The organism is Clostridium nigeriense (assembly GCF_050585265.1).
GTDB classification, from domain to species: Bacteria; Bacillota; Clostridia; order Clostridiales; family Clostridiaceae; genus Clostridium; species Clostridium nigeriense_B.
The window spans coordinates 39,354-62,408 of sequence record NZ_JBNOOE010000009.1 but is presented as its reverse complement, the minus strand read 5'-3'; the positions used below and the strand labels follow the sequence as shown (position 1 = coordinate 62,408).

Below are 23,055 nucleotides of genomic sequence, written 5' to 3'. Positions count from 1 at the left end.
TTATTGTTCAATAATTTATTTACATTTTTCTAGAATTTTTTTATCCTCTTTTGTTAAAATAATTTTATTATATAAATCTCTTCTTCTTTTCTTTGTAAGAATCAAAGATTTTGCTCTTCTCCATTTTCTTATATTTTCATGATGCCCTGAAAGCAATACTTCTGGAACCTTATCTCCTTCAAATTCTTCAGGTCTAGTATATTGAGGATACTCAAGCAATCCATCTGAAAAAGATTCATCCTCATAGCTTTCCTTTTTTCCTAAAACTCCACTTTTTAACCTTAAAATAGAGTCTATTACTGGAATTGCAGCCATTTCTCCTCCAGTTAATATAAAATCTCCTAATGAAACTTCTAAATCTATATGTTTATATACTCTTTCGTCTATGCCTTCATAATGCCCACATACAAAAATAAGTTCTTCTTCCTCTGATAATTGCTTAGCCATTTCTTGATTAAATGTCTTTCCTCTTGGACCTAAGAATACTACCTTTCCCTTGTTCTCTTTTTTACAATATCTTATAGAATCCACAAGTGGCTGTGGTGTCATAACCATGCCAGCTCCTCCACCATAAGGATAGTCATCTACTTTTTTATGTTTATTTAATGTAAAATCTCTAATATTTATAGCTTTAATTTCTACAATTCCTTTTTCCTTAGCTTTACCAATTATGCTATGATTGAAAATATCAAACATTTCAGGAAATAATGTAAGAATATTAATCTTCATCTTGCCATTCTCCCACAGGTTTTATAACAATTTTTTTATTTTCTACATCTATATCATTAACTATATCTAAAAGTACTGGTATTAAAAGTTCCTTTGGCTTTCTAATCCAGTATACATCATTATTTTTTGTTTGTATTACATCGTAAACTTCTCCTAAATTCTTTCCTTCAGTGTCATATACATTACATCCTATTATATCTGCAATATAATAAGTATCTTCTTCTAAAGGAACTGCATATTCCCTTGGGATTTCCATATATTTATTTTTATACTTTTCAGCTTCTTCAATTGAATTTATTCCTTCAACTTTTACTATTACCCTATCCTTTTGATATTTACAGTTTTCAATATTTCTTTTTACACCATCAATAAGTACAAATTCTAATTCATTATACCTTTTAGGATCATCTGTCAATGGTATAACCTTAACTTCTCCTTTTAAACCATGAGTGTTAACTATTTTACCAACTCTTAAAATTTCTTTCATACTGCACCTCTTATAAACAAATTACTTTTACATTAGTTTATTATTTTAAAATATATAAATTAAATATATTAATATTTCTAATATTTCCATTGTAATTATATAGATACATTAGAAGTATTACAACCTATTAATTAAAATATACCAATATAATTTTCTAACTAAAAAGAGTTAGGATAACCCTAACTCTTCTTATCAATAATTTCAACTACTACTTTTTTATCTTCTCTCATGGCTGCTGCTTTTACAACAGTTCTAATAGCTTTTGCTATTCTTCCCTGTTTGCCTATTACTTTCCCCATGTCTGCAGGAGCAACCTTTAGTTCCAGAATAATTGATTGCTCTCCTTGTATTTCATTTACATGAACTTCATTTGGATTATCCACAAGGGATTTAGCTATACCTTCAATTAATTCCTTCATATAAACACCTGTAATTAAATATAATTACAGAGTTCACCTCCTAAAAATTACTTATTTAATCCTGCTTGAGTAAATAGTCTCTTAACTACATCTGTAGGTTGAGCTCCATTTTGAACCCATTTAGTAGCTTTTTCTTCGTTGATTTTGATTTCAGCTGGTTCAGTTAAAGGATTGTAGTATCCAATTTCTTCGATGAATCTACCATCTCTTGGTGCTCTTGAATCAGCAACAACTATTCTATAGAAAGGAGCTTTCTTAGCACCCATTCTTCTTAATCTGATTTTTACTGCCATGTTTTTTCACCTCCTTCAAAAATATAATTTATATTAACTCATAAAAGGTAATTTACCAAAGAATCCTTTTTTAGATTTCTTTTGAAAAGACTTCATTTGTTTCATTTGTTTTCTCATCATATCGAATCCCTTAATGAGTTTATTAACATCTTGTAGAGAAGTACCTGATCCCTTAGCAATTCTTTTCTTTCTTGAAGATGATCCTGATATAAGCTTTGGATTTCTTCTTTCTTTAGGTGTCATAGAATATATTATAGATTTCACTTTAATTAATTCTTTTTCTCCAGCATCGAAATCTATATTTTTCGCTTCTTTTGGTAATCCAGGTATCATTTCCATAATCTTACTTAAAGAACCAAGCTTTTTCATTTGCTCCATTGCACTTAAATAATCTTCATAAGTAAAATCATTTTCTAGCATTTTAGCACTTAATTCTTTAGCTTCATTATCGTCAAAGGCTTGTTGAGCTTTTTCTATTAATGATAGGACATCTCCCATACCTAATATTCTTGAAGCCATTCTATCAGGATAGAACACTTCAAAGTCACTCATTTTTTCACCTACACCAATATATTTAATTGGCTTTTCTGTAATATGTCTAATTGATAAAGCAGCACCACCTCTAGTGTCACCATCAAGTTTAGTTAATATAACACCAGATATATCTAATGTATTATTAAAACTTTCAGCTACATTTACTGCATCTTGACCTGTCATAGAATCTACAACAAGCAAAATTTCTTGCGGCTTAACTTCTGCTTTTATAGACTTTAATTCATCCATAAGAGCTTCATCTATATGAAGTCTACCTGCTGTATCTATTATTATCACATTATTTCCATTTTCCCTTGCGTGAACTATACCAGCCTTTGCAATATCAACTGGACTAACTTTATCACCCATTTGGAAAACTGGAATATCAATTTGCTTTCCAACTACCTCTAATTGTTTTATAGCTGCTGGTCTATATATATCACAAGCCACTAATAGAGGTTTTTTATTTTGTTTTCTAAGTTGTAGTGCAAGTTTTCCACTCATAGTAGTCTTACCTGCCCCTTGCAGACCAACCATCATTATTACAGTTGGACCTACTGAGTTAAAATTTAATTTACTTTCACTACCACCCATAAGTTCAGTAAGTTCTTCGTTAACTATTTTTATAACTTGTTGAGCTGGAGTTAAGCTTTCTAAAACTTCATTTCCAACACATTTTTCGCTAACTCTTGAAATAAACTGTTTAACTACTTTAAAGTTAACATCTGCTTCAAGTAAGGCTAACTTTACTTCCCTCATGACTTCTTTTATATCTTTTTCAGTTAGCTTTCCTTTACCTCTAAGTTTTTTAAAAGCTTCCTGTAATTTATCGGATAAACCTTCAAAAGCCATATTAAATCCTCCTATGATCTTATAACTCTTCTAATATAGTTTTATATTTTTTATAATCTTCTTCTGTAATAGAATACTTTTCTTTTACCTCATTAAGAAGACTAATAATTATTTCTTCTTGCTTAAAACTTTTCTTAAGCAAACTAAGTTTATCTTCATAGGATAGAAATTGTTTATAGCATCTCTTTATTAAATCATGGATAGCTTGACGACTTGTGTTATTTAATTCAGCAATTTCAGCTAAGGATAAATCCTCGTTATAATAAAGTTCCATAATTTTATACTGTTTTTCCGTTAATAATGGCCCATATAAATCCATTAATAATGAAATCTCAACCCTATCTTCCATTTCATCACCTTACCCACAAAAGAGATTTTAGCAAAACAATTCTATACTGTCAAGTATTTTTACTTAACACCCTATAAAAAAATTGAAAATGAATAATTAAGAATTAAAAATTGAGGAAATAAATAAGCTAAAGCTCATTTATAAAATTACATTTTCAAAAATTTAGCCTTTATCTAAATTTCTCAATTATTTTTTCATTCCTTCATTTTTTTAATCTTTATCCAAAACTCCTAAAGGAGTTTTTTCCTTAATTCTACATTCTTCATTATACATTCTACATTCTAAAACAGTGCTTCTGCAAAGCTCTCTGCATCAAATTCTTGTAAGTCTTCTATTCCTTCTCCTACGCCTATGTATTTAACAGGAATATTTAAAGAATTTTTTATAGATATAACTACTCCACCTTTTGCAGTTCCATCTAATTTAGTTAATATTATGCCATCAATAGGACAAGCCTCCATAAACTGTTTAGCTTGTATTACTGCATTTTGTCCTGTTGTTGCATCTAAAACTAGTAATGTTTCTTTTTCAACTCCATCATATTCTCTATCTATTATTCTTCCTATCTTAGCTAATTCATCCATAAGATTTTTCTTATTATGGAGTCTTCCTGCAGTATCACATATTAATAAATCTATATCCCTTGATTTTGCAGCATTAACTGCATCAAAAACTACTGCTGCAGGATCAGAGCCCTCAGTATGCTTCACTAAATCTACACCTGCTCTATCACTCCAAACCTCAAGTTGATCTATAGCAGCTGCTCTAAAGGTATCTGCAGCTGCAAGTAAAACCCTTTTTCCTTCAGCCTTATTCTTTGCTGCAAGTTTTCCTATTGAAGTAGTCTTACCTACTCCATTTACACCTATTACAAGAAGAGCCTTCTTTCCTGATTCTTCATTTGATATTTCTTCTGTTCCCTCAAGTAACATATCTCTTATAACTTCTTTTAATGCTGGATACACTTCGCTTGGCTCATTTATTTTTTCTTTTCTAATCTTAGCCTTTAATCTATCTATTATTTCTATTGTTGTATCCATACCAATATCAGACATAACTAAAATTTCTTCAAGTTCTTCATACAAATCCTCATCTATAGTAATTGCTAACTTTAAAGTCTCATTTATTTTGTCTGTTAATGCATCCTTTGTTTTTGAAAGTCCTGATTTCAAATTATCAAATATTTTTCCGAATATAGCCATAACTAACCTCCTAATTTTCCTTACTTAAATCTACAGAAACCACTTTGGAAACCCCTTTTTCCTCCATTGTAACTCCATACATAACATCACTAGCCTCCATAGTCCCTTTTCTATGAGTAATAACTATAAATTGTATATTCTCTGAAAACTCTCTTAAAAACTCTGCATATCTATATACATTTGCATCATCTAAGGCAGCTTCTATTTCATCTAATATACAAAATGGAGTAGGTTTCATTTTTAAAATAGCAAATAATAATGCTATTGCAGATAATACTTTTTCTCCACCAGACATTAAATTTATGTTTTGTAGTCTCTTACCTGGTGGCTGTACATTAATTTCAATATTAGCAGTAAGCTCATCACCTTCTCCTAAAATAAGCTCTGCATTTCCTCCTTTAAATAAATCTTTAAAGGTTTCATTAAAGTTTTTATTTAATACTTTAAAGTTATCTCTAAATAATTCCTGCATCTTTACAGTCATTTCATTAATTACTGTCATTAACTCTTCTTTTGCTTTATTCAAATCCTCTTCTTGAGAAGACATAAACTTATATTTTTCACATACTTCTTCATATTCTGCAATTGCAGCTAAATTCACAGTTCCAAGGGCCGTAATTTCAGACTTTAATTTGAATATTTCATCCTTTATCTTAGATATACTATCTATTTCTATCGCTATTTCTATTGCCTCTGCTAATGTTAAGTTCAATTCTTCATTTAACCTTAAATAGTAGTTTTCTCTTTCACTTTCTAACTTAGCAAAGATTATTTCCTTTTTATTTAATTCAATTTCTAAAACTCTTACTTCTTCAATTAATTGATTTGCTTCACTATCTATTATTTTTAACTTATCTTTTAAACTTATTCTATTAGCTTCATCAAACTTAAAGATATCTTCCAACTGACTAAGTCTTGTATTTATCTTTCCAATAAGGACTACTTTATCTTCAATAAGTTTTCTTAAATAATTTATGTTATTTTGTTTTTCTTCCTTTTCTTTCTTAAGAGATAGGATTTTCCCTTCCTTTTCTTTCTCTTCTTTCTCTTTTCTCTTTATATCAGTTTCTCGTGAATAAACTATTTCGTCTAACTTAGCCTTATCTATTTTTATTTGAATATTTTCATCCTTAATTTTATTAAATTCTTCCTTCTTATCTAATAAGTCCTTTTGAAGTTTTAATGCTTTATCTTTATTATTTAAATTATTTTCTTTAATAATCCTTAATTTATCCTCTTTAATACTAATTTCTTCTTTTAACTTAATTAGATTTTCATTATTTAAGGAGATTTCTTTTTTAGAAACTTCTAGAGCTTTTTTTAGTTTTACACTTTCATTTTCTAAAGCTCTAACTTCACTTTCAAATCTTGTTATATCTATATTTATTTCATGAACTTTATCACTTTTATTTAAATTATCTTCATCTATCTCTTTAATTTCAGCTCTTATTTTACCTAATAATTCTACTTCTGAACGGTATGCAATTTTATTATTATTTATTGATTCCTCTAATTCATGTATTTCTCTTTTTCTACCTAAAATACTAGAATTATTTTTTTTGTAAATACTACCACCTGTCAAAGCCCCACCAGGACTAATTACTTCACCATCCAAAGTAACTATTCTAAGTTTATACCCACCAATCTTTGATATTTTTAATGCTGCTTCCATATTTTCGGCTATAATTGTTTTTCCTAAAGAATAGTCCATAACTTCTTTAAACTTATTATCAAAGCTTATTAAATCTGATGCTAATCCTAAATATCCACTTATATTTTTTATTTCATTTGAAACATTCAATCTGCTTCCTTTAATTATATTTAATGGTAAAAAGGTTGCTCGTCCTAAAGAATTTTTCTTTAAATACTCTATTAAAAGCTTTGCAATATTTTCATCTTCTGTAATCACATTGGAAATAGCGCCCCCTAAGGCAATTTCTATTGAAGTTTCATACTTTCTATCAACTGTAAATATTTCTCCTAAAACTTTAGTACCCTTACCATAAGATATTTGTCCCTTCTCTATTCTATCCATTAATCTCTTAATAGATAATTGGTATCCTTCATAGCTTTTTTCTAAATCTTTAAGAGTTGTTAACTTACCTTCTAAAATATTTATTTTTTTAGCTGTATCTTTTATAATCCCTTCTTTTCTAGTAACTTGCCCACTTAGAGCCCCTATTTTTTTGCGATTTTCTGAAATTATATTTTGAAGATTTTCCCTTTCAACTTTATGAGAACTTATATTGCCATTAATACTTAAAATAGTAGCTAAATTAATACTTATATTCCCTTCAATAGTTTTTAAGCTAATTTCACTAGTTGAATTAAGTTCTTCTTTATTTAATATTTCTCTATTTAATAAAGAAATACTATTATTAATTTCAGAAGTTCTTCTTAATAGTTCAAATTCTTCTTCTTTAATTCTTGAAGTTTCTTCTTCTAAATTCTCAATTTCATGATTTAATTTATAAATTTCCTTTTCAAAATCTTTTATTTTATTTTCTTTACTAATTTGCTTTTTTATTTTTTCTTCAAGCTCTTTTAATAAGATTGATTTTTCTTTCTTTGATTTTAAAATTTCTTTTTCTAAGCTCTCAACTTCAAACAAATCTTTCTTTATTATTTCTTCAAAGTTATTAATTCTTTCTTTAAAAATTTCTATTTCTTTTAAACTTTGATTTACTTCTTCTTTTTTTGTATAGTACTCATTTTTTTCTGTATTATTTTTATTTTCTAATTCCTCTATTTTACTCTCTAATAATAAAATTTCTTCTTTAGACTTATTTAACTCTTTTCTTTTTTTATCTATATTACCTTTTCTACTATTTATTTCATTGTTTATCTCTTCAATCTCAGTATTAATAACTTTTATGTTATTTACTAATAAAGAAACTTCCTTAATTTTTAAATCTTCAGCAAGTCCATTATATTTTAATGCCTTTTCCCTTTCTTCTTTCAAGGGTTCTATTCTTTCTTCATAGGTTGAAATTATATCTCTAATTCTCACTAAGTTATTTTCAGTGTTAGATAATTTTCTTTCAGCTTCTTCTTTTCTAGATTTAAATTTAACAATACCAGCTGCTTCCTCAAGTAAAGCTCTTCTTTCTTCTGGCTTTCCACTTAGAATAGCCTCTATCTTTCCTTGACCTATAAGCGAATATCCTTCTTTACCTATACCAGTATCCATAAAAAGACCATGAATATCCTTTAATCTACACTTCTGATTATTAATTAAATATTCAGTTTCTCCTGATCTAAAAATCCTTCTTGTTACAGTTACTTCTGAGTAGTCAGTATCTAAAGAATTATCTGAGTTATCTAAAGTAAGAGAAACTTGAGCTAATCCAACAGGCTTCCTGAATTGAGTCCCAGCAAAAATAACATCTTCCATTTTTCCGCCTCTTAATGTTTTTACACTTTGTTCTCCAAGAACCCATCTAACAGAATCTGAAATATTACTTTTACCACTACCATTTGGACCAACTACTGCTGTTACTCCTTTTTTAAATTTTAAATTGGTTTTATCTGCAAAAGATTTAAACCCTCTTATTTCTAGGGATTTTAAAAACATAGATACACTCCTTACCTAACCAATGATACTAATAAACTCATTGAAAACATAATAGCTAAAAATATAGTAATTACTTGCATCCACTTTTGTCTTGTTTTCTTTTTCATAATTACCACTCCTATTCTATTCTATTTTAGTTTATAGTAAAGATAATAAAATATCAATATAAGGTAGGCAAAATATTGCCTACCTTATACTTATCTCTTCAGTTTTTTTAACAATAATTATATTAATTTTACCTCTTTTTAATTTATCTTTAGTATTAACAATAATTTTTCCATTATGATTGTTTTTAAAATTATTAAAATATAGCTTTTTATTTGCATAAAGCTTACTTAAATCTCTAGAATTTATTTCTATAATTATATCTTCATCCTTATTAACGACATTTTTTATATTATCACAAATTAAACTACCTTCAACAAGCTCTCTAAAAGCTGGATGAAATGGTCCATCTACCAAATCTTTGCCCCATGTTATATTATCAGTAGGCTGAAGTCCTATTCTAATTATATTTACATTCGCTTTAGTATAAAGCTTATATAGCTCCTTAGATACATTTACTGCTTCCTCTAATGAATATGGCTTATATTCCCCTCTTTCATACATCTTTTCCATAGGTGTATCTTTAATTACCAGAGAAGGATATATTCTACATATATCTGGCTTCATTTCTATAGACTTTTTTGCTGTTTCAACATCTTTATCAAAGTTATCTCCAGGTAGACCAGGCATAATTTGATGTCCTAAAGTAAATCCATATTCCTTTATAAGTTTAGAAGCCTTTTCAACATCTTTTACAGTATGACCACGGCCTGATAATCTTAATATTTCTTCATCTAAGGATTGAACTCCAAGTTCTATTATATCTACATTATAATCCTTTAAATAACTTAATATATATCCATTAATAGCATCTGGTCTTGTTGACATTCTTATTTTATCTATAAGTCCCTTATCCTTATACTCTTTTGCAACTGCTAATAATTCTTTTTGCTTATTTACATCTATTGCCGTAAAAGTCCCACCAAAGAAAGAAACCTCAACTGTAGAATTATTATGATCTATAGTATCTAGATATTCATTTAATGTCTCTCGTACCTCTTTAGCAGTTACCTCCTTTTCAACTTCCTTTGCAATCTTATCTTGATTACAAAATACACATTGATGAGGACAACCTATATGAGATATGAATATAGGTATTATATAATGTTTCTTATCCATCTATTCCTTCCAATCCTTTTAAAGCTTCTTTTGCTGCGTTTTGTTCTGATTCCTTTTTACTATAACCTTCTCCTCTTCCAAGCTCTTTATCTTCAATTATAACTGAGGTAAAAAACTTTCTTCTGTGAGGAGGTCCTTCATACTTAATTAATTCATAAACTATTGATACTTCTCCCGATTTTTGCATCTCTTCTTGAAGTTTAGTTTTATAATCCAAAACTATATCATTATTAATTGCTTTATCTATTATTTCTTTAAAATGACCTAATATATAGTCTTTTACAAATTCAAGTCCTTTATCTAGATATATACCTGCTAAGAGTGCCTCAACAGCATCTGCTATAATAGAAACTCTTTCTCTTCCTCCTGTTAATTCTTCACCTTTACTTATTCTAATAAAATAACCTAAGTTTAATTTTTTCCCTATTTCATAAAGAGAATTCTCGCAAACAATTAAACTTCTTATCTTGGTCAACTCACCTTCAGTTTTAGTCTTATAATTTAAAAATAAATATTCAGTTATACATAACTGTAATATTGAATCTCCTAAAAACTCAAATCTTTCATTATATTCTTCATCTCTATGTTGATTAGCATATGAACTATGGGTTAGTGCTGTCTTTAATAGACTTGGCTCATTAAAACTTAACCCTATGCATTCTTCAACTTCACTAATATTAAACTTCGCCATTTTTCCAACTCCTTGAAGTTTATTCTTCAATTTGCTTTTTAACTAAATTTAATAGAGCAAATTCAAGAATAAACTAAATTCTATTATAAATATTAAATATAAAATCCCGCGTTTTGCGGGATTAAATTACTCTTCAACGTGATTTTTTAAATACTTAACTACATCTCCAACAGTTTTAAAGTTTTCAGCTTCTTCATCTGGTATTTCAGTATCTAATTCATCTTCTAAAGCCATCATAAGTTCAACTAAATCTAATGAGTCTGCATTTAAATCATCAACGAAAGACGAGTCCATTGTAATATCATCTTCATTAATACTTAATTTTTCTGCTATAATTTCCTTAACTTTATCGAACATCTAAATCACCTCCTAAATACATCATTTAGATAATATTATATATTATTTCTCTAGTCAATATACAGATTGTTATAAATCATATATTATTTTTTTAGTTCTTCTTTAATTTTTCCTAATACATCATTATCATAGAAGGTTTTTGTTTGTCTTATAGCGTTTTTAAATGCTTTTCCATCTGAACTTCCATGAGCCTTTATACAAATACCATCAACACCCAAAAATGGTGCTCCACCGTATTCTTTATAATCAAACTTAACCTTTAAAGTCTTAAAAACAGGTTTTAAAAGTCCAGCTCCTAATTTACTCATAAGTCCACCAGATAATATTTCTTCTTTTATCATACTTAAAAGTGTAGATGCCACACCCTCATACATTTTTAATAGAGTGTTACCAACAAATCCATCACAAACTAAAACATTTACATCTCCACTGGATGTATCTCTTGGTTCTACATTTCCTACAAAATTTAAATTCTCTTCTTCTTTCAATAACTTATGAGCTGCTTTGGTTAGTTCATTGCCCTTTTCTTCTTCTTCTCCAATATTAACAAGTCCTACTGAAGGATTTTCTTTTCCTAACATACCTTGATAATATAGTTTCCCCATTTGGGCAAATTGAACTAAATAACTTGGTTTGCAATCAACATTTGCTCCAGCATCAACTATCATAAAACTACCGTTTTTACCTGGCATTATAGGAGCAAGGGCTGGTCTTTCAATACCTTTAATTCTACCAACTATAAGAGTACACCCCGCTAAAAATGCACCTGTACTACCAGCTGATATTACAGCATCACACTCTTTATCCTTAACTAGTTTTAAAGCCTTACATATACTAGAATCTTTTTTCTTCTTTAAGGCCATTACAGGATGTTCATTTGGTGAAATTACTTCTCTAGCATCAACTATATTAATTAAAGATTTATCATAAGTATAATTCTTTAATTCTTCTTCTATTTGTTCTTTTGGTCCTGTTATAAAGTATTCTATTCCTTGGTATTCATGTAGAGCCTTTATGACTCCTTCAACTACAGCTTTTGGGGCATTATCTCCACCCATTCCATCTATAGCTATTCTCATAATACCTTCACCCCTTTTCCTTATATATAAAGAAAAGAAAGTCATTTGACTTTCTTTATTCTTCTACTGAAGCAACTACTTCTTTACCTTTATAGAATCCACAGTTCTTGCAAACTCTGTGAGCTAACTTCATTTCGTGACATTGTGGACATTCAACTATTCCAGGTAAGCTCGCCTTAAAAGTTTGAGCTCTTCTTGAATTTCTCTTTGCTCTATATGTTTTTCTCGCAGGATTTCCCATTACTACACCTCCTTATTTCCAAACAACTCTTGCAACTTTGCCAGTCTTAAGTCTACATCATTTGTTTCACAATGACAAGCACCTTCGTTAAGATTTTTACCACATTGGTAACAAAGTCCCTTGCAGTTGTCTGAGCAAAGTCTCTTAATAGGTAAGGTTGAAATAATAACATTTTCAACAATATTAGCAATATCAAAGCTATCGCTATCTACAAAAATAATTTCTTCATCTTCTTGAAGTTCCTTATTATTTGTAAACCTTTCTTCTATATCAATATCTATTGGATAGATAAAGGTATCTAAGCATCTTGAACAATGCATTTGCAATTTTGTTTCTATTGAAGCTTTTAGAGTTAAAACATCTCCAACAGAGATAACATTTCCAACTACATTTAAAGCTTCTACAGCTTCTATATTTTCTCCATCAAAATAAAGTGGAGCTAATTCATATGTTATATTTACTTCTTTTTTTCTATTCTTTGATGAAATTAGGTCTGAAAATTGTATAATCATATGTATTTGCTCTAGATCATGTCCTCATATCCTTCAGGATACATTATGCACATTATGTGCATAGCTTGAGCCAAGCTTTATTTCACTCCTTAGATAAATATTTGCCGAATAAACACAATTTATTATATAAAGTGCATGATTAAAAGTCAAGCGATTTTATGTAAATAACTCAACTAATAATTATGCACTTAAAAAATATATTACTTAATTAATTCAACAGTATCTCTAGCAATAACTAATTCTTCATTAGTAGGAATTACAAAAGCTTTAACTTTACAGCCTTCTTTAGATATTTCTCTAACTTTTCCTCTAACATTATTTCTTTCTTTATCTACTTCAACTCCTAAGAATTCTAATCCTGTTAAGATAGCTTCTCTAGTTTCTGGTCCGTTTTCACCAACACCAGCAGTAAATACTATTGCATCAACACCGCCCATTATAGCAGCATAAGCTCCAATTGTAGCCCTTACCTTATATTCAAATATAGAAAGAGCTAGCTTTGCTCTATGAACATCTTCTTTAAATGCAGCATCTTCAATGTCTCTGAAGTCTGAGCTAATTCCTGATATACCAAGAACACCTGACTTTTTATTTAATAAGTCATTAACTTCATCTACTGATAATCCTTCTTCTTTCATTAAGAAAGTAACTATAGCAGGGTCTATATTACCACTTCTTGTTCCCATAGCAACTCCTTCAAGAGGTGTGAATCCCATTGAAGTATCTATAGAAACCCCATTTTTAATTGCTGCTAAACTTGCACCATTTCCTAAATGACAAGTAACAATCTTTAAATCCTTTATATCTTTTCCCATAACTTCTGCAACTTTTTGAGATACATATTTATGAGAAGTTCCATGGAATCCATATTTTCTTATTCCATGTTTTTTATATAAATCATATGGAAGAGCATAAAGATATGCTTCTTCTGGCATAGTTCCATGGAAGGCAGTATCAAAAACAGCTACCATTGGTGTATTTGGCATAAGCTCTTCGCAAGCTTCTATACCTATCATGTTTGCAGGGTTATGTAGAGGTGCTAACTTAAAGCAATCTCTTATATAATCTTTAACCTCTCCATTTATAAGTACTGAAGATTTATACTTTTCTCCACCATGAACAACTCTGTGACCAACAGCTGAAATTTCATCCATTGATGAAATAACTCCATTATTCTTATCAACTAAGGCATCTAAAACTAATTTAATTGCAACTTTATGGTCTTCCATTGGTTGCTTAACAATATATTTATCTCTTCCTTCAACCTTTTGAGTTAAAACTGATCCTTCAATACCTATTCTTTCTACTAATCCTTGAGCTAAAGACTCCTCTGTAGACATATCAATTAATTGATACTTAAGCGATGAACTACCGCAATTGATAACTAACACTTTCATTTGTATTATACTCCTTTTAACTAGCAATTATTTTTGTGCTTGCGCTTGAACAGCAGTTAATGCAACAACATTAACTATATCATCAGAACTACATCCTCTTGATAAATCATTTATTGGTTTTGCAAATCCTTGGCACATAGGTCCAATAGCTTCTGCATTTGCAAATCTTTGAACTAATTTATAACCAATATTTCCACTTTGTAAATCTGGGAATATTAAGACATTTGCCTTACCAGCCACCTTACTATTAGGTGCTTTTTGTGCTGCTACTTTATCAACTATAGCTGCATCTAATTGTAATTCCCCGTCTATTAATAAATCTGGTCTTAATTCCTTTGCAAGTTCTGTAGCCTTTCTTACTTTATCAACCATTTCGTGATCTGCACTTCCCATAGTTGAGAAAGAAAGCATAGCTACTCTTGGTTCTATCTTACAAAGATTTCTTGCAGTATCAGCTGTTGCAATTGCAATTGCAGCTAATTGTTCATAAGTTGGATTTGGATTAACTGCACAATCTGAGAATAATAACATTCCATCCTCTCCATACTTAGAACCTGGTACCATCATTATAAAGAAACTTGATACTACTGAAACACCAGGAGCAGTCTTAATTATTTGTAATCCTGGTCTTAATAAATCTCCTGTTGTGTGTATAGCACCTGAAACCATACCATCTGCATCATCTAGTTTTACCATCATAGTTCCAAAATATAATGGATCTCTAACTATTTTTTCCGCTTTTTCTAATGTCATACCTTTATTTTTTCTTAATTCATAAAATTCATTAACATAAGCTTCTAGTCTATCTGATTTGTTAGGGTCTATTATTTCAACACCTTCTAAATTAACGCCTAAAGCCTTAGCCTTTTCTAATATTTTATCATTGTCTCCTACTAAAACTACATAAGCTAGACCTAACTCTTGTATTCTTTGAGCTGCAACTAAAGTTCTTTCCTCATCTCCTTCAGGAAGAACTATTTTTCTTTTATCAGCCTTAGCTGACTCCCATAATTTATTCATAAGTTCCATATCATCTGCTCCTTTCAAAAAAATACAGTCCTCTTTTCATATACTAATATACTCCTATGTAACTATATTTTTCAACCTAAAATATTCAAAATATTTAATTCTTTATATTTGAAATATTCGGAATAATTAATTATATCATTATATAATTGCCTAAAACATTAACTTTTCTTATAAAAATATTATGTTATAATAACTTTATATTTCCCATTAAGGAGTGTATTTATGAATATAACAGGAATAATTACAGAATATAATCCATTTCACAATGGTCATTTATATCATTTAAATTCTGCTAAAGAGACCACAAATTGTGATGGTATTATTTGTATCATGAGTGGTAATTTCGTACAAAGAGGAGAACCAGCTTTAATAGATAAATGGAAACGAGCTGAAATGGCTTTATTAAATGGAGTTGATTTAGTTATAGAGCTTCCAACTTTTTACGCCTTATCTTCAGCAGAATTTTTTGCTAGTGGAGCAATTAAAATACTTAATAACATAGGTGTAGTTAAAAATATTTTCTTTGGAAGTGAATCTGGAAACATAGAATTACTACATAAAATTGCTAAACTTTTAACATTTGAAAGTGACATTTTAAAATATAGTATTAAGGAAAATTTAAAGACTGGAGTAACTTATGCAAAAGCTAGAGAATTGTCTTTAATAAATATATTAAAAGAAGATTCATTAGCTGAGGTTCTTTCAAACTCAAACAATATTTTAGGTATTGAATATATTAAGGCTCTTCTTAGAATTAGTAGTACTATTATTCCACTAACTATGAAAAGAGAAGGTTCTAACTATAATGATAAAGAATTAAGTACAATTTTTTCTTCGGCAACGAGCATAAGAAAAAACTTGAAAAATGGCAAGGATCTTTCTTCATTAAATCCATATTTACCTAAAGAATCTTTAAATATACTAAATAGCTTAATAAAAAGTAATTATCCTTTTGTTTTTGAAGAAGAAATGTATCAATATGTTAAGTATAAATTACTTACTAATTGCGTAAACTTTAACAATCTTTTTGATGCAAAAGAAGGCTTAGATAATAAATTTTTAAAAGAAATTTATTTTAGCTCATCCTATGAGGATTTAATTTTTAGAGTCAAAAGTAAAAGATATACTTATACTAAAATCTCTAGGTTAATTGCTCAAATATTTTTATCTCTTGACAATTATTCTGTTAATGAATTAAATAAGGATACTAATTTATACGCAAGAGTACTGGCATTCAATAATACCGGAAAACTAATATTAAAGGAAATGAAAAAAAATTCCACCATTCCAATTATAACGAAAGTACCAAAGAATATTGATAATCCACTTTTAAGTTTAGACATTCAAGCAACTAAAGCCTATTCAATTTTAAACCCTATGGTGAATCCTTTAAGTGATTATTTTATATCACCTATAATAAAAGAATAATATTAAAAAGCCATAAGCATATAAATACATATAGGAGGTAGATATCATGATTAGTATTTATATTTTATGGCTTTTTATTTTTTTACTAGTAGCTATATTATTAAAGCTACTAGATATTAAAAAAAATTATATTATGTGTTTTTTCATTACAATCTTCATAATCATATTTGTAATTAACTTAAAATCCAGTATTGACGCTGCCATAAACGGATCAAAACTTGTAGTTTTAGCTATTTTACCAACAATATTTCCTTTTAGCGTAATATGCAATTTACTTATATGCTATGATGGCATAACTCTTTATTCAAAAATATTAGGTCCATTGCTATGTAAGCCTTTAGGACTTTCAAAAAGTTCTTCTTTCCCTATAGCCGCAAGTTTTATTTGTGGATATCCCTTAGGAGCTAAATATTCTTCAGATATATATAATTTAGGATATATACATAAAGATGAATACGAAAGACTATTAAACATTGCTTCTAACGCAGGTCCAATATTCATATTAGGATCAGTTTCTGTTGCAATGCTAAATAACATTAAATATGGTTATATACTTTTAATTGCAAATTATTTATCTTCACTATTAATAGGTTTTATAACTAAAAAACCATATACAAATTATAAAATTCAAGCTAATAAAAGTTTAAAATTTCAAGAATCTAATTTTGGAACAAATTTAAAAAATTCCATTGAAGGTGCTATAAATACTACATTAAATGTTAGTGCCTTTGTAATAATTTTTTCAGTAATTATAAGTATAATAAAAAGCAACACTTTTATAAGAGCTGCTTTTAATTTCTTAGAAAACTTAATTAATTTACCTGCCGTAATTATATACAATCTAATGCTAGGAAGCATAGAATTTACTAACGGAGCTAAATTAATATCAGAAATAAATTTATCCATTAGTTTAAAACTAAGCATAATAAGCTTTATATTATGTTTTTCAAGCTTATCTGTAATTGCTCAAGTAACATCTATAGTAGGTAAAGATAATCCTAATCTTAAAAAATATATACGGCTAAAATTTCTCCAAGGAATTATAGGATTTATTATAACTTTCATTGCTAGCAATATAATTTTAAAAGCAGTACCTACATTTAATACTTCACCTAATTATAGCTATTATTCAGTTATAAATAGAATTTTTATTCCAATAATTTTTCTTTTATGTATATCACTTTTTATTTCTATTGTATATAAATGCTTAAAAGAAAAACTACATTCCTCTTAATTCCGAAATATTTTCTTTAATTTTTGAACCTGTACTAGTTAAATTTTCATCTATTTCCTTTGCAACCATCTCAAAGGATTTTTGCATATCCTCAATTAGTTTATTTCTTCTTTCTTCTATTTCTCTATCTAATTGAGATAGTATTTCCGTAGAATATTCTCTTGATCCTATTCTAATTGCCTTGGCATCTCTTTGAGCTAAGGCAATTATTTCATTTGCTCTAACCTTTGCTTCTTTAACTAAATCATGGTTTTCTACATTTTGCTTCATCATTTCCATGATTTCACTTTTTGTTGATTCATATTGCTTTTGTGCATCTCCAAGTATTCTATCCTTTTCATTCATAACCCACTGAGCTTTTCTCACTTGATCTGGAATATAATTAATAATTTGATCAATTACTTCAAGAAATTCCTTTTTATCTATAACACTTTTACCTGTAATAGGAACTTTAGGTGCTGTTTCTATAAGTTCCTCCAAATATTCTAAAAGTTCAATAATATTAACTTCAACCTTATCCATCACTATTCCCCCTTGTACATATAATTAATACTTACTCATAATATCTGAAATCAATTCATCAGGTACTAGCCCGCTTATATTTCCACCAAACTTAGCAACTTGTTTTACTGAAGATGAGCTTACATAAGAATATGCTGATGAAGTCATCATAAATACAGTTTCAATTTCTGAATCAAGCTTAGAATTCATAAGAGCCATTTGAAACTCATATTCAAAGTCTGACATGGTTCTAAGCCCCTTTAAAATCACTTTAGAATTGTGCATTTTTGCAAAGTCAACTAATAATCCATCAAAACTTAAAACTTCAACATTATCTAGGTTTCTAGTAACTCTTTTTATTAATTCAACTCTCTCCTCAATAGTAAATAAACATTTTTTATCTACATTAACTAAAATCGCAACTATTACTTTATCATAAATTTTTGCTCCTCTAGTTATAATATCTAAATGCCCATTAGTTATTGGATCAAAACTCCCTGGATAAATCGCAATATTCATTTTTATCACCTTTTATTTACTCCTCATATTTATATAAACATACTGTTGTATTTCCATACTTTTTACTTTTTAATAATGTAATCTCTTTATATCCTTTATAAATATCTTCTATAGAATCTATTTTAGTAACTATTATTCCATCTTTTTTTAACATATTATTATCTTTAATTATTTCTATAGCCTTAGGAATCATTTCCTTACAATAAGGTGGATCTATAAATATAATATCAAAACTTTTACCCTTACTACTTAACATATTTAAAGCATCATATGAATCCATATTAAGTGGAAAGCAAAAATCTTGAAACTTTAAATTTTCTACATTTTCCTTTAATAATGGGAATGTAGTATTACTCTTATCCACTAAATAAACCTCTTTAGCACCTCTACTTGCTGCTTCAAGCCCAAGACTTCCTGTTCCTGCGAAAACATCCACAACTACAGCATCTGGTATATAATTTTGAATTATGCTAAACATAGCTTCTTTTACCCTATCTAAAGTTGGTCTAGTTTCCATATTTGCAGGAGGTATTAACTTTCTTCCTCTTGCCTTTCCTGCTATTATTCTCATCTAATTTCCTCCTTAGGTACTAATATTACAATTTTAACATAATATTTATTTATATACAATTTTTTTAATTAAAACAAATATATCGACTATATCTTTCAATAGATTTAGATATTTCACTACATAATTTTACATTTCTTATTTCATTTGAATTAATTAAATTATTAGCTTCATATCTTGCACATTTTAAAATATCTATATCTTCATATATGTCTGCCAAAACTAATCCTATGTCACCACTTTGTCTAAGTCCAAACATTTCCCCCGCTCCCCTTAGTTTTAAATCTTGTTCAGAAATATAAAAACCATCTGTTGAGCTTGTCATAATTTCCATTCTCTTTTTTGTTCTTTCATTTTTAGCATTCCCTATTAATATACAGTATGATTCATATTCTCCTCTCCCAACTCTTCCTCTTAATTGATGGAGCTGAGCTAGACCAAACCTCTCTGAATTTTCTATTATCATAATAGATGCATTTGGCACATTTACACCAACTTCAATTACAGTAGTAGAAATTATAACTTTCACTTTATTTTCTTTAAATAATCCTATTATTTCGTCCTTTTCCTTCGGCTTCATTTTTCCATGTAAAATTTCTACACTTATATTTTTAAAAACATCTTCCTTTAACTCTTCATATAGTTTTTCTACTGAATTTAACTCCATCTTTTCATTTTCTTCAATTAAAGGACAAACTATATATACCTGTCTTCCCTTTCTAATCTCTTCAAGAGCTAAGTTATAAGCAGACATCCTCTCATTTTCAGAATAAAATCTAGTATCTATTTTCTTTCTTCCTGGTGGAAGCTTATCTATTATAGAAACATCTAAATCTGAATACATATATAAAGCTAAAGTCCTAGGTATAGGAGTAGCTGTCATTACTAATACATCTGGTCTTCTGCCTTTATTTATTAACTTATTTCTTTGCTCAACACCAAATCTATGTTGTTCATCAGTTATAGCTAGACCTAAATTAACAAATTCAACATCTTCCTGAATTAATGCATGAGTTCCAACTACTAACAAAGGTCTTCCTTCAGATATCTTTTCCTTTATACGTCTTTTTTCCTTCAAGCTAGTACTACCAGTTAAAAGCTCTATATCAATATTAAAGTTTTCAAAAATTTTTAAAGCTTCTAAATAATGTTGATTTGCTAGTATCTCTGTTGGAGCCATAAAAGCTCCTTGATATCCATTTTTAATAACATTAAATAAGGCTATTAAAGCAACTATAGTTTTACCACTACCAACATCCCCTTGAACTAATCTATTCATAGAGTATTTGCTTTTCTGATCTCTTAAAATATCTCTTACTACATTAGTTTGAGCATCTGTTAATTTAAATGGTAATGATTCTTTTAAATCTGTTAATTCCTTATGCCACTGAAAAGATATTCCATCATTACTTCTTAGTTTACTTTTTAATAGTAAAAGCTTCATAGAATATGTAAATAACTCTTGAAACTTTAGTCTTGATATAGCTTTATTCAGCTCTATTTTTCCCTTTGGAAAATGTATTTCTCTAATAGCTGTATCTAAATCTATCATATTATATTTATCTAAAATATCTTTAGGTAAATTATCAGTTATGATAACCTTATCTAACACCTGATTAATTATCTTCCCTATTATTTTATCATTTAAATCTCCCTTTAATGGGTACTTAGGTATTATTTCACTCTTTTTAGCATCGTTACATCCAACTATTGGGTTTATAACTTCTAATAAATTTCCTACCCTTTTAAACTTACCAACTAAATCATAGGAATTATTAATTCTAAATGTATTTCTTATATATTTTTGATTAAACCATTTCCCTAAAACTATATGTCCTTTATAGTCAAATTTAACAGTTGATAATATTTTACCATTTTTAGTCTTTATATCTCTATCGTAGCCTATTACCTTACAAGTTAAAATTTGCTTATCCTCTCCATCTATTTCATTAAAATCTACATCACTTTTAATAAACTCATAATCTCTTGGAAAATATAAAAGTAAATCATATAAAGTAAAAATTCCACATTTATTAAGCTTTTCAGTAAGCTTTGGTCCTACTCCTTTTAAAGCAGAAACTTCCATTGATATATTCATTTGCTCACCTCAAAATTTTATTCAATAAATATTAAAGCACAAGTTACTGCTTATGTAAATAAAGTAGTAACTTGTGCTTTTAAAATTATTCTACTGAAATTAAGAAATAATATAAAGGTTGAGCTCCTCTATAGCATTGAATATCTAGATCTTCATATTTTTCTTCTATCTTACTAACAAAATCATTTGCTTCTTCTTCTGAAACATCCGAACCATAGAATATTGTTATAAGTTCGCTTTCATCATCTATCATTTCAGCAAGAACTTCTTCTGCTACGTCGCAGTAAGATGAACCTACTTTTTTAATTTTTCCTTCAATCAAACCAAGCATATTGCCTTCTTTAATTTCTATTCCATCCATTTCCGTATCTCTCACTGCATAAGTTACAGAACCTGTTTTAACCATTTCAATAGCATCCTTTAAGCTAGCTTCATTTTCTTCAACTTCACTTTCTGAATTGAACATAGTTATACAAGTTATTCCTTGTGGAATAGTTGTTGTTGGTATAACTCTCACATCTTTATCTGAAATTTCTGCAGCTTGATTTGCTGACATTATTATATTCTTATTATTAGGTAAAACAAATATATGCTCTGCATTTAACTTAGAAATACATTCTACTATATCTTGAGTTGAAGGATTCATAGTTTGACCACCTTCAATAACATAGTCTACTCCTAAATCCTTGAATATATTAGTTATACCTTCTCCCATTGCAACAGCTACAAAAGCATATTTCTTGCTTTCAACTTCTGCTACCTCTTCCTTTTGAGCATCCTTAAGCTTATACTCTTCCTTTGATAAAAGAACTTCTCTATGTTCTTCTCTCATATTATCAATTTTGATCTTAGATAATTCTCCAAGCTTAACAGCTTTAGCTAACACAGCCCCCGGATCATTTGTATGAATATGAACCTTTATCACATCTTCATATCCAACTACTACTTGTGAATCCCCCATTGGAGTTATATCATCTCTAAATTTATCTGCGTTGCTAGCATCTGCTAAAATAATAAATTCTGTACAATATCCAAATTTAATATCTATATCCTCAGTGCCTTGTGCTCCTTGCATCTTAGCTTCCGATGGCTTAATATCTTTTATTTCTGCTTTTATATCATCTCTTAAAGCTTCATGCATTCCTCTTAATATAATATATAAACCCATTCCACCAGAATCAACAACTTTTGCCTTCTTTAACGCTGGTAAAAGTTCCGGTGTTTTATCAAGCATAACCTTAGCTGCTTTTACTACAACATCAATTAGGTCAACTATATCCTTAACATCTGTATCTATAGCAGCTTCTGATGCTGCTCTTATAACTGAAAGTATAGTTCCCTCTGTTGGTCTCATAACAGCCTTATAAGCTGAATTACTTCCTTCTTTTAATGCTATAGCTAATCCTACAGCATCCACCGACTCTTTACCTTCTAATCCTTTTGAAACTCCTCTTAATATTTGAGAAAGAATAACTCCTGAGTTACCTCTTGCTCCCATTAAAGCACCCTTTGCTAGCTTTTTTGAAACATCTCCAATAGAAGCTGAATTCATACCCTCTATTTCTTTAACTGCTGCCTTAAAAGTAGCAGACATATTAGTTCCAGTATCTCCATCAGGAACAGGAAATACATTTAATGAGTTAACGTACTCACTTTCTTCTAATAATCTATTGCTAGCATTAACAACCATGTTATAAAAATCATGGCCATTTATTGTCTGATATTTCATCTTTTTACC

Annotated in this window: 23 protein-coding genes; 2 read left to right on the top strand and 21 right to left on the bottom strand. The window is 28.8% G+C overall.

The genetic code is table 11. The features are described 5' to 3' along the window. Positions 1 to 15: 15 nt before the first annotated feature. The 16 genes from trmD to pta all read right to left on the bottom strand — a co-directional run bounded on the left by trmD (position 16) and on the right by pta (position 14,969). Positions 16 to 729 carry a tRNA (guanosine(37)-N1)-methyltransferase TrmD gene (trmD, locus tag ACQPVP_RS09995; protein ID WP_430849577.1) on the bottom strand — a complete coding sequence of 238 codons (714 nt, stop codon included), beginning with the start codon at positions 727 to 729 and terminating at the stop codon, positions 16 to 18. Further along, positions 719 to 1,216 carry a ribosome maturation factor RimM gene (rimM, locus tag ACQPVP_RS09990; protein ID WP_430849575.1) on the bottom strand — a complete coding sequence of 166 codons (498 nt, stop codon included), beginning with the start codon at positions 1,214 to 1,216 and terminating at the stop codon, positions 719 to 721. The genes trmD and rimM overlap by 11 nt, the downstream gene beginning before the upstream one ends. A gap of 179 nt (positions 1,217 to 1,395) precedes the next feature. Next, entirely contained in the window at positions 1,396 to 1,635 is a 240-nt protein-coding gene (locus ACQPVP_RS09985) for a KH domain-containing protein (protein ID WP_066893819.1), read from the bottom strand. Positions 1,636 to 1,682: 47 nt separating this feature from the next. Continuing rightward, positions 1,683 to 1,928 (bottom strand): 30S ribosomal protein S16, encoded by a 246-nt coding sequence (rpsP, locus tag ACQPVP_RS09980; RefSeq protein WP_066893821.1) that lies wholly within the window; start codon positions 1,926 to 1,928, stop codon positions 1,683 to 1,685. 33 nt (positions 1,929 to 1,961) lie between these two features. Further along, positions 1,962 to 3,314: a signal recognition particle protein gene (gene ffh / locus ACQPVP_RS09975; RefSeq protein ID WP_430849573.1), complete on the bottom strand. Its 1,353-nt coding sequence runs from the start codon at positions 3,312 to 3,314 to the stop codon at positions 1,962 to 1,964. Between the two features lie 19 nt (positions 3,315 to 3,333). Then, entirely contained in the window at positions 3,334 to 3,663 is a 330-nt protein-coding gene (locus ACQPVP_RS09970; RefSeq protein WP_430849571.1) for a putative DNA-binding protein, read from the bottom strand. A 281-nt stretch (positions 3,664 to 3,944) separates the two neighbouring features. Further along, positions 3,945 to 4,859 carry a signal recognition particle-docking protein FtsY gene (gene ftsY / locus ACQPVP_RS09965; RefSeq protein WP_430849690.1) on the bottom strand — a complete coding sequence of 305 codons (915 nt, stop codon included), beginning with the start codon at positions 4,857 to 4,859 and terminating at the stop codon, positions 3,945 to 3,947. Positions 4,860 to 4,875: 16 nt separating this feature from the next. Further along, positions 4,876 to 8,439, bottom strand: a complete 3,564-nt coding sequence (gene smc, locus ACQPVP_RS09960) for a chromosome segregation protein SMC (RefSeq protein WP_430849569.1) — start codon at positions 8,437 to 8,439, stop codon at positions 4,876 to 4,878. 186 nt (positions 8,440 to 8,625) lie between these two features. Next, a complete protein-coding gene (locus tag ACQPVP_RS09955) occupies positions 8,626 to 9,663 on the bottom strand; it encodes an elongator complex protein 3 (RefSeq protein WP_430849567.1) in 1,038 nt (345 codons plus the stop codon). After that, on the bottom strand, positions 9,656 to 10,354 hold the full coding sequence (gene rnc, locus ACQPVP_RS09950; RefSeq protein ID WP_430849565.1) for a ribonuclease III: 699 nt from the start codon (positions 10,352 to 10,354) through the stop codon (positions 9,656 to 9,658). Before rnc ends, ACQPVP_RS09955 begins: the two co-directional genes overlap by 8 nt. A 126-nt stretch (positions 10,355 to 10,480) precedes the next feature. Continuing rightward, the gene (gene acpP / locus ACQPVP_RS09945; protein WP_430841108.1) at positions 10,481 to 10,711 is read right to left on the bottom strand and encodes an acyl carrier protein; all 231 of its coding nucleotides are present in this window, start codon (positions 10,709 to 10,711) and stop codon (positions 10,481 to 10,483) included. Between the two features lie 83 nt (positions 10,712 to 10,794). Further along, positions 10,795 to 11,790 carry a phosphate acyltransferase PlsX gene (gene plsX / locus ACQPVP_RS09940; RefSeq protein ID WP_430849563.1) on the bottom strand — a complete coding sequence of 332 codons (996 nt, stop codon included), beginning with the start codon at positions 11,788 to 11,790 and terminating at the stop codon, positions 10,795 to 10,797. Positions 11,791 to 11,845: 55 nt separating this feature from the next. Then, positions 11,846 to 12,031 (bottom strand): 50S ribosomal protein L32, encoded by a 186-nt coding sequence (gene rpmF / locus ACQPVP_RS09935; RefSeq protein WP_008678357.1) that lies wholly within the window; start codon positions 12,029 to 12,031, stop codon positions 11,846 to 11,848. Positions 12,032 to 12,033: 2 nt separating this feature from the next. Further along, complete coding sequence (locus ACQPVP_RS09930) at positions 12,034 to 12,543, bottom strand: YceD family protein (protein WP_430849561.1); 510 nt, start codon at positions 12,541 to 12,543, stop codon at positions 12,034 to 12,036. Between the two features lie 200 nt (positions 12,544 to 12,743). Then, a complete protein-coding gene (locus ACQPVP_RS09925; RefSeq protein WP_430849559.1) occupies positions 12,744 to 13,940 on the bottom strand; it encodes an acetate kinase in 1,197 nt (398 codons plus the stop codon). 27 nt (positions 13,941 to 13,967) lie between these two features. Next, complete coding sequence (gene pta, locus ACQPVP_RS09920; RefSeq protein WP_430841161.1) at positions 13,968 to 14,969, bottom strand: phosphate acetyltransferase; 1,002 nt, start codon at positions 14,967 to 14,969, stop codon at positions 13,968 to 13,970. 222 nt (positions 14,970 to 15,191) lie between these two features. Here pta and ACQPVP_RS09915 point away from each other — a divergent pair, with 222 nt between their 5' ends. Together ACQPVP_RS09915 and ylbJ are read left to right on the top strand one after the other, a co-directional pair. Beyond that, positions 15,192 to 16,397 carry a nucleotidyltransferase gene (locus ACQPVP_RS09915; protein ID WP_430849557.1) on the top strand — a complete coding sequence of 402 codons (1,206 nt, stop codon included), beginning with the start codon at positions 15,192 to 15,194 and terminating at the stop codon, positions 16,395 to 16,397. A gap of 46 nt (positions 16,398 to 16,443) precedes the next feature. Then, a complete protein-coding gene (ylbJ, locus tag ACQPVP_RS09910) occupies positions 16,444 to 17,631 on the top strand; it encodes a sporulation integral membrane protein YlbJ (RefSeq protein ID WP_430849555.1) in 1,188 nt (395 codons plus the stop codon). On the opposite strand, the gene ACQPVP_RS09905 is transcribed toward ylbJ, so the two are convergent. The 5 genes from ACQPVP_RS09905 to ACQPVP_RS09885 all read right to left on the bottom strand — a co-directional run bounded on the left by ACQPVP_RS09905 (position 17,617) and on the right by ACQPVP_RS09885 (position 23,046). Next, a complete protein-coding gene (locus ACQPVP_RS09905; RefSeq protein WP_430849553.1) occupies positions 17,617 to 18,153 on the bottom strand; it encodes an ATPase in 537 nt (178 codons plus the stop codon). The two genes, ylbJ and ACQPVP_RS09905, sit on opposite strands and share 15 nt — an antisense overlap. Before the next feature lie 24 nt (positions 18,154 to 18,177). Next, entirely contained in the window at positions 18,178 to 18,651 is a 474-nt protein-coding gene (gene coaD / locus ACQPVP_RS09900; protein ID WP_430849688.1) for a pantetheine-phosphate adenylyltransferase, read from the bottom strand. Between the two features lie 16 nt (positions 18,652 to 18,667). Further along, a complete protein-coding gene (gene rsmD / locus ACQPVP_RS09895) occupies positions 18,668 to 19,222 on the bottom strand; it encodes a 16S rRNA (guanine(966)-N(2))-methyltransferase RsmD (protein ID WP_430849551.1) in 555 nt (184 codons plus the stop codon). Between the two features lie 64 nt (positions 19,223 to 19,286). Continuing rightward, positions 19,287 to 21,317: an ATP-dependent DNA helicase RecG gene (recG, locus tag ACQPVP_RS09890; RefSeq protein WP_430849549.1), complete on the bottom strand. Its 2,031-nt coding sequence runs from the start codon at positions 21,315 to 21,317 to the stop codon at positions 19,287 to 19,289. 85 nt (positions 21,318 to 21,402) lie between these two features. After that, positions 21,403 to 23,046: a DAK2 domain-containing protein gene (locus ACQPVP_RS09885; protein WP_430849547.1), complete on the bottom strand. Its 1,644-nt coding sequence runs from the start codon at positions 23,044 to 23,046 to the stop codon at positions 21,403 to 21,405. Positions 23,047 to 23,055 lie beyond the last annotated feature (9 nt).

What these genes read in the sequence shown, in the direction of transcription:
- trmD (WP_430849577.1), bottom strand. Translation starts at nt 729, where the DNA reads ATGAAGATTAATATTCTTACATTATTTCCTGAAATGTTTGATATTTTC.
- rimM (WP_430849575.1), bottom strand. Translation starts at nt 1,216, where the DNA reads ATGAAAGAAATTTTAAGAGTTGGTAAAATAGTTAACACTCATGGTTTA.
- ACQPVP_RS09985 (WP_066893819.1), bottom strand. Translation starts at nt 1,635, where the DNA reads ATGAAGGAATTAATTGAAGGTATAGCTAAATCCCTTGTGGATAATCCA.
- rpsP (WP_066893821.1), bottom strand. Translation starts at nt 1,928, where the DNA reads ATGGCAGTAAAAATCAGATTAAGAAGAATGGGTGCTAAGAAAGCTCCT.
- ffh (WP_430849573.1), bottom strand. Translation starts at nt 3,314, where the DNA reads ATGGCTTTTGAAGGTTTATCCGATAAATTACAGGAAGCTTTTAAAAAA.
- ACQPVP_RS09970 (WP_430849571.1), bottom strand. Translation starts at nt 3,663, where the DNA reads ATGGAAGATAGGGTTGAGATTTCATTATTAATGGATTTATATGGGCCA.
- smc (WP_430849569.1), bottom strand. Translation starts at nt 8,439, where the DNA reads ATGTTTTTAAAATCCCTAGAAATAAGAGGGTTTAAATCTTTTGCAGAT.
- ACQPVP_RS09955 (WP_430849567.1), bottom strand. Translation starts at nt 9,663, where the DNA reads ATGGATAAGAAACATTATATAATACCTATATTCATATCTCATATAGGT.
- rnc (WP_430849565.1), bottom strand. Translation starts at nt 10,354, where the DNA reads ATGGCGAAGTTTAATATTAGTGAAGTTGAAGAATGCATAGGGTTAAGT.
- acpP (WP_430841108.1), bottom strand. Translation starts at nt 10,711, where the DNA reads ATGTTCGATAAAGTTAAGGAAATTATAGCAGAAAAATTAAGTATTAAT.
- plsX (WP_430849563.1), bottom strand. Translation starts at nt 11,790, where the DNA reads ATGAGAATAGCTATAGATGGAATGGGTGGAGATAATGCCCCAAAAGCT.
- rpmF (WP_008678357.1), bottom strand. Translation starts at nt 12,031, where the DNA reads ATGGGAAATCCTGCGAGAAAAACATATAGAGCAAAGAGAAATTCAAGA.
- ACQPVP_RS09930 (WP_430849561.1), bottom strand. Translation starts at nt 12,543, where the DNA reads ATGATTATACAATTTTCAGACCTAATTTCATCAAAGAATAGAAAAAAA.
- ACQPVP_RS09925 (WP_430849559.1), bottom strand. Translation starts at nt 13,940, where the DNA reads ATGAAAGTGTTAGTTATCAATTGCGGTAGTTCATCGCTTAAGTATCAA.
- pta (WP_430841161.1), bottom strand. Translation starts at nt 14,969, where the DNA reads ATGGAACTTATGAATAAATTATGGGAGTCAGCTAAGGCTGATAAAAGA.
- ACQPVP_RS09915 (WP_430849557.1), top strand. Translation starts at nt 15,192, where the DNA reads ATGAATATAACAGGAATAATTACAGAATATAATCCATTTCACAATGGT.
- ylbJ (WP_430849555.1), top strand. Translation starts at nt 16,444, where the DNA reads ATGATTAGTATTTATATTTTATGGCTTTTTATTTTTTTACTAGTAGCT.
- ACQPVP_RS09905 (WP_430849553.1), bottom strand. Translation starts at nt 18,153, where the DNA reads ATGGATAAGGTTGAAGTTAATATTATTGAACTTTTAGAATATTTGGAG.
- coaD (WP_430849688.1), bottom strand. Translation starts at nt 18,651, where the DNA reads ATGAATATTGCGATTTATCCAGGGAGTTTTGATCCAATAACTAATGGG.
- rsmD (WP_430849551.1), bottom strand. Translation starts at nt 19,222, where the DNA reads ATGAGAATAATAGCAGGAAAGGCAAGAGGAAGAAAGTTAATACCTCCT.
- recG (WP_430849549.1), bottom strand. Translation starts at nt 21,317, where the DNA reads ATGAATATATCAATGGAAGTTTCTGCTTTAAAAGGAGTAGGACCAAAG.
- ACQPVP_RS09885 (WP_430849547.1), bottom strand. Translation starts at nt 23,046, where the DNA reads ATGAAATATCAGACAATAAATGGCCATGATTTTTATAACATGGTTGTT.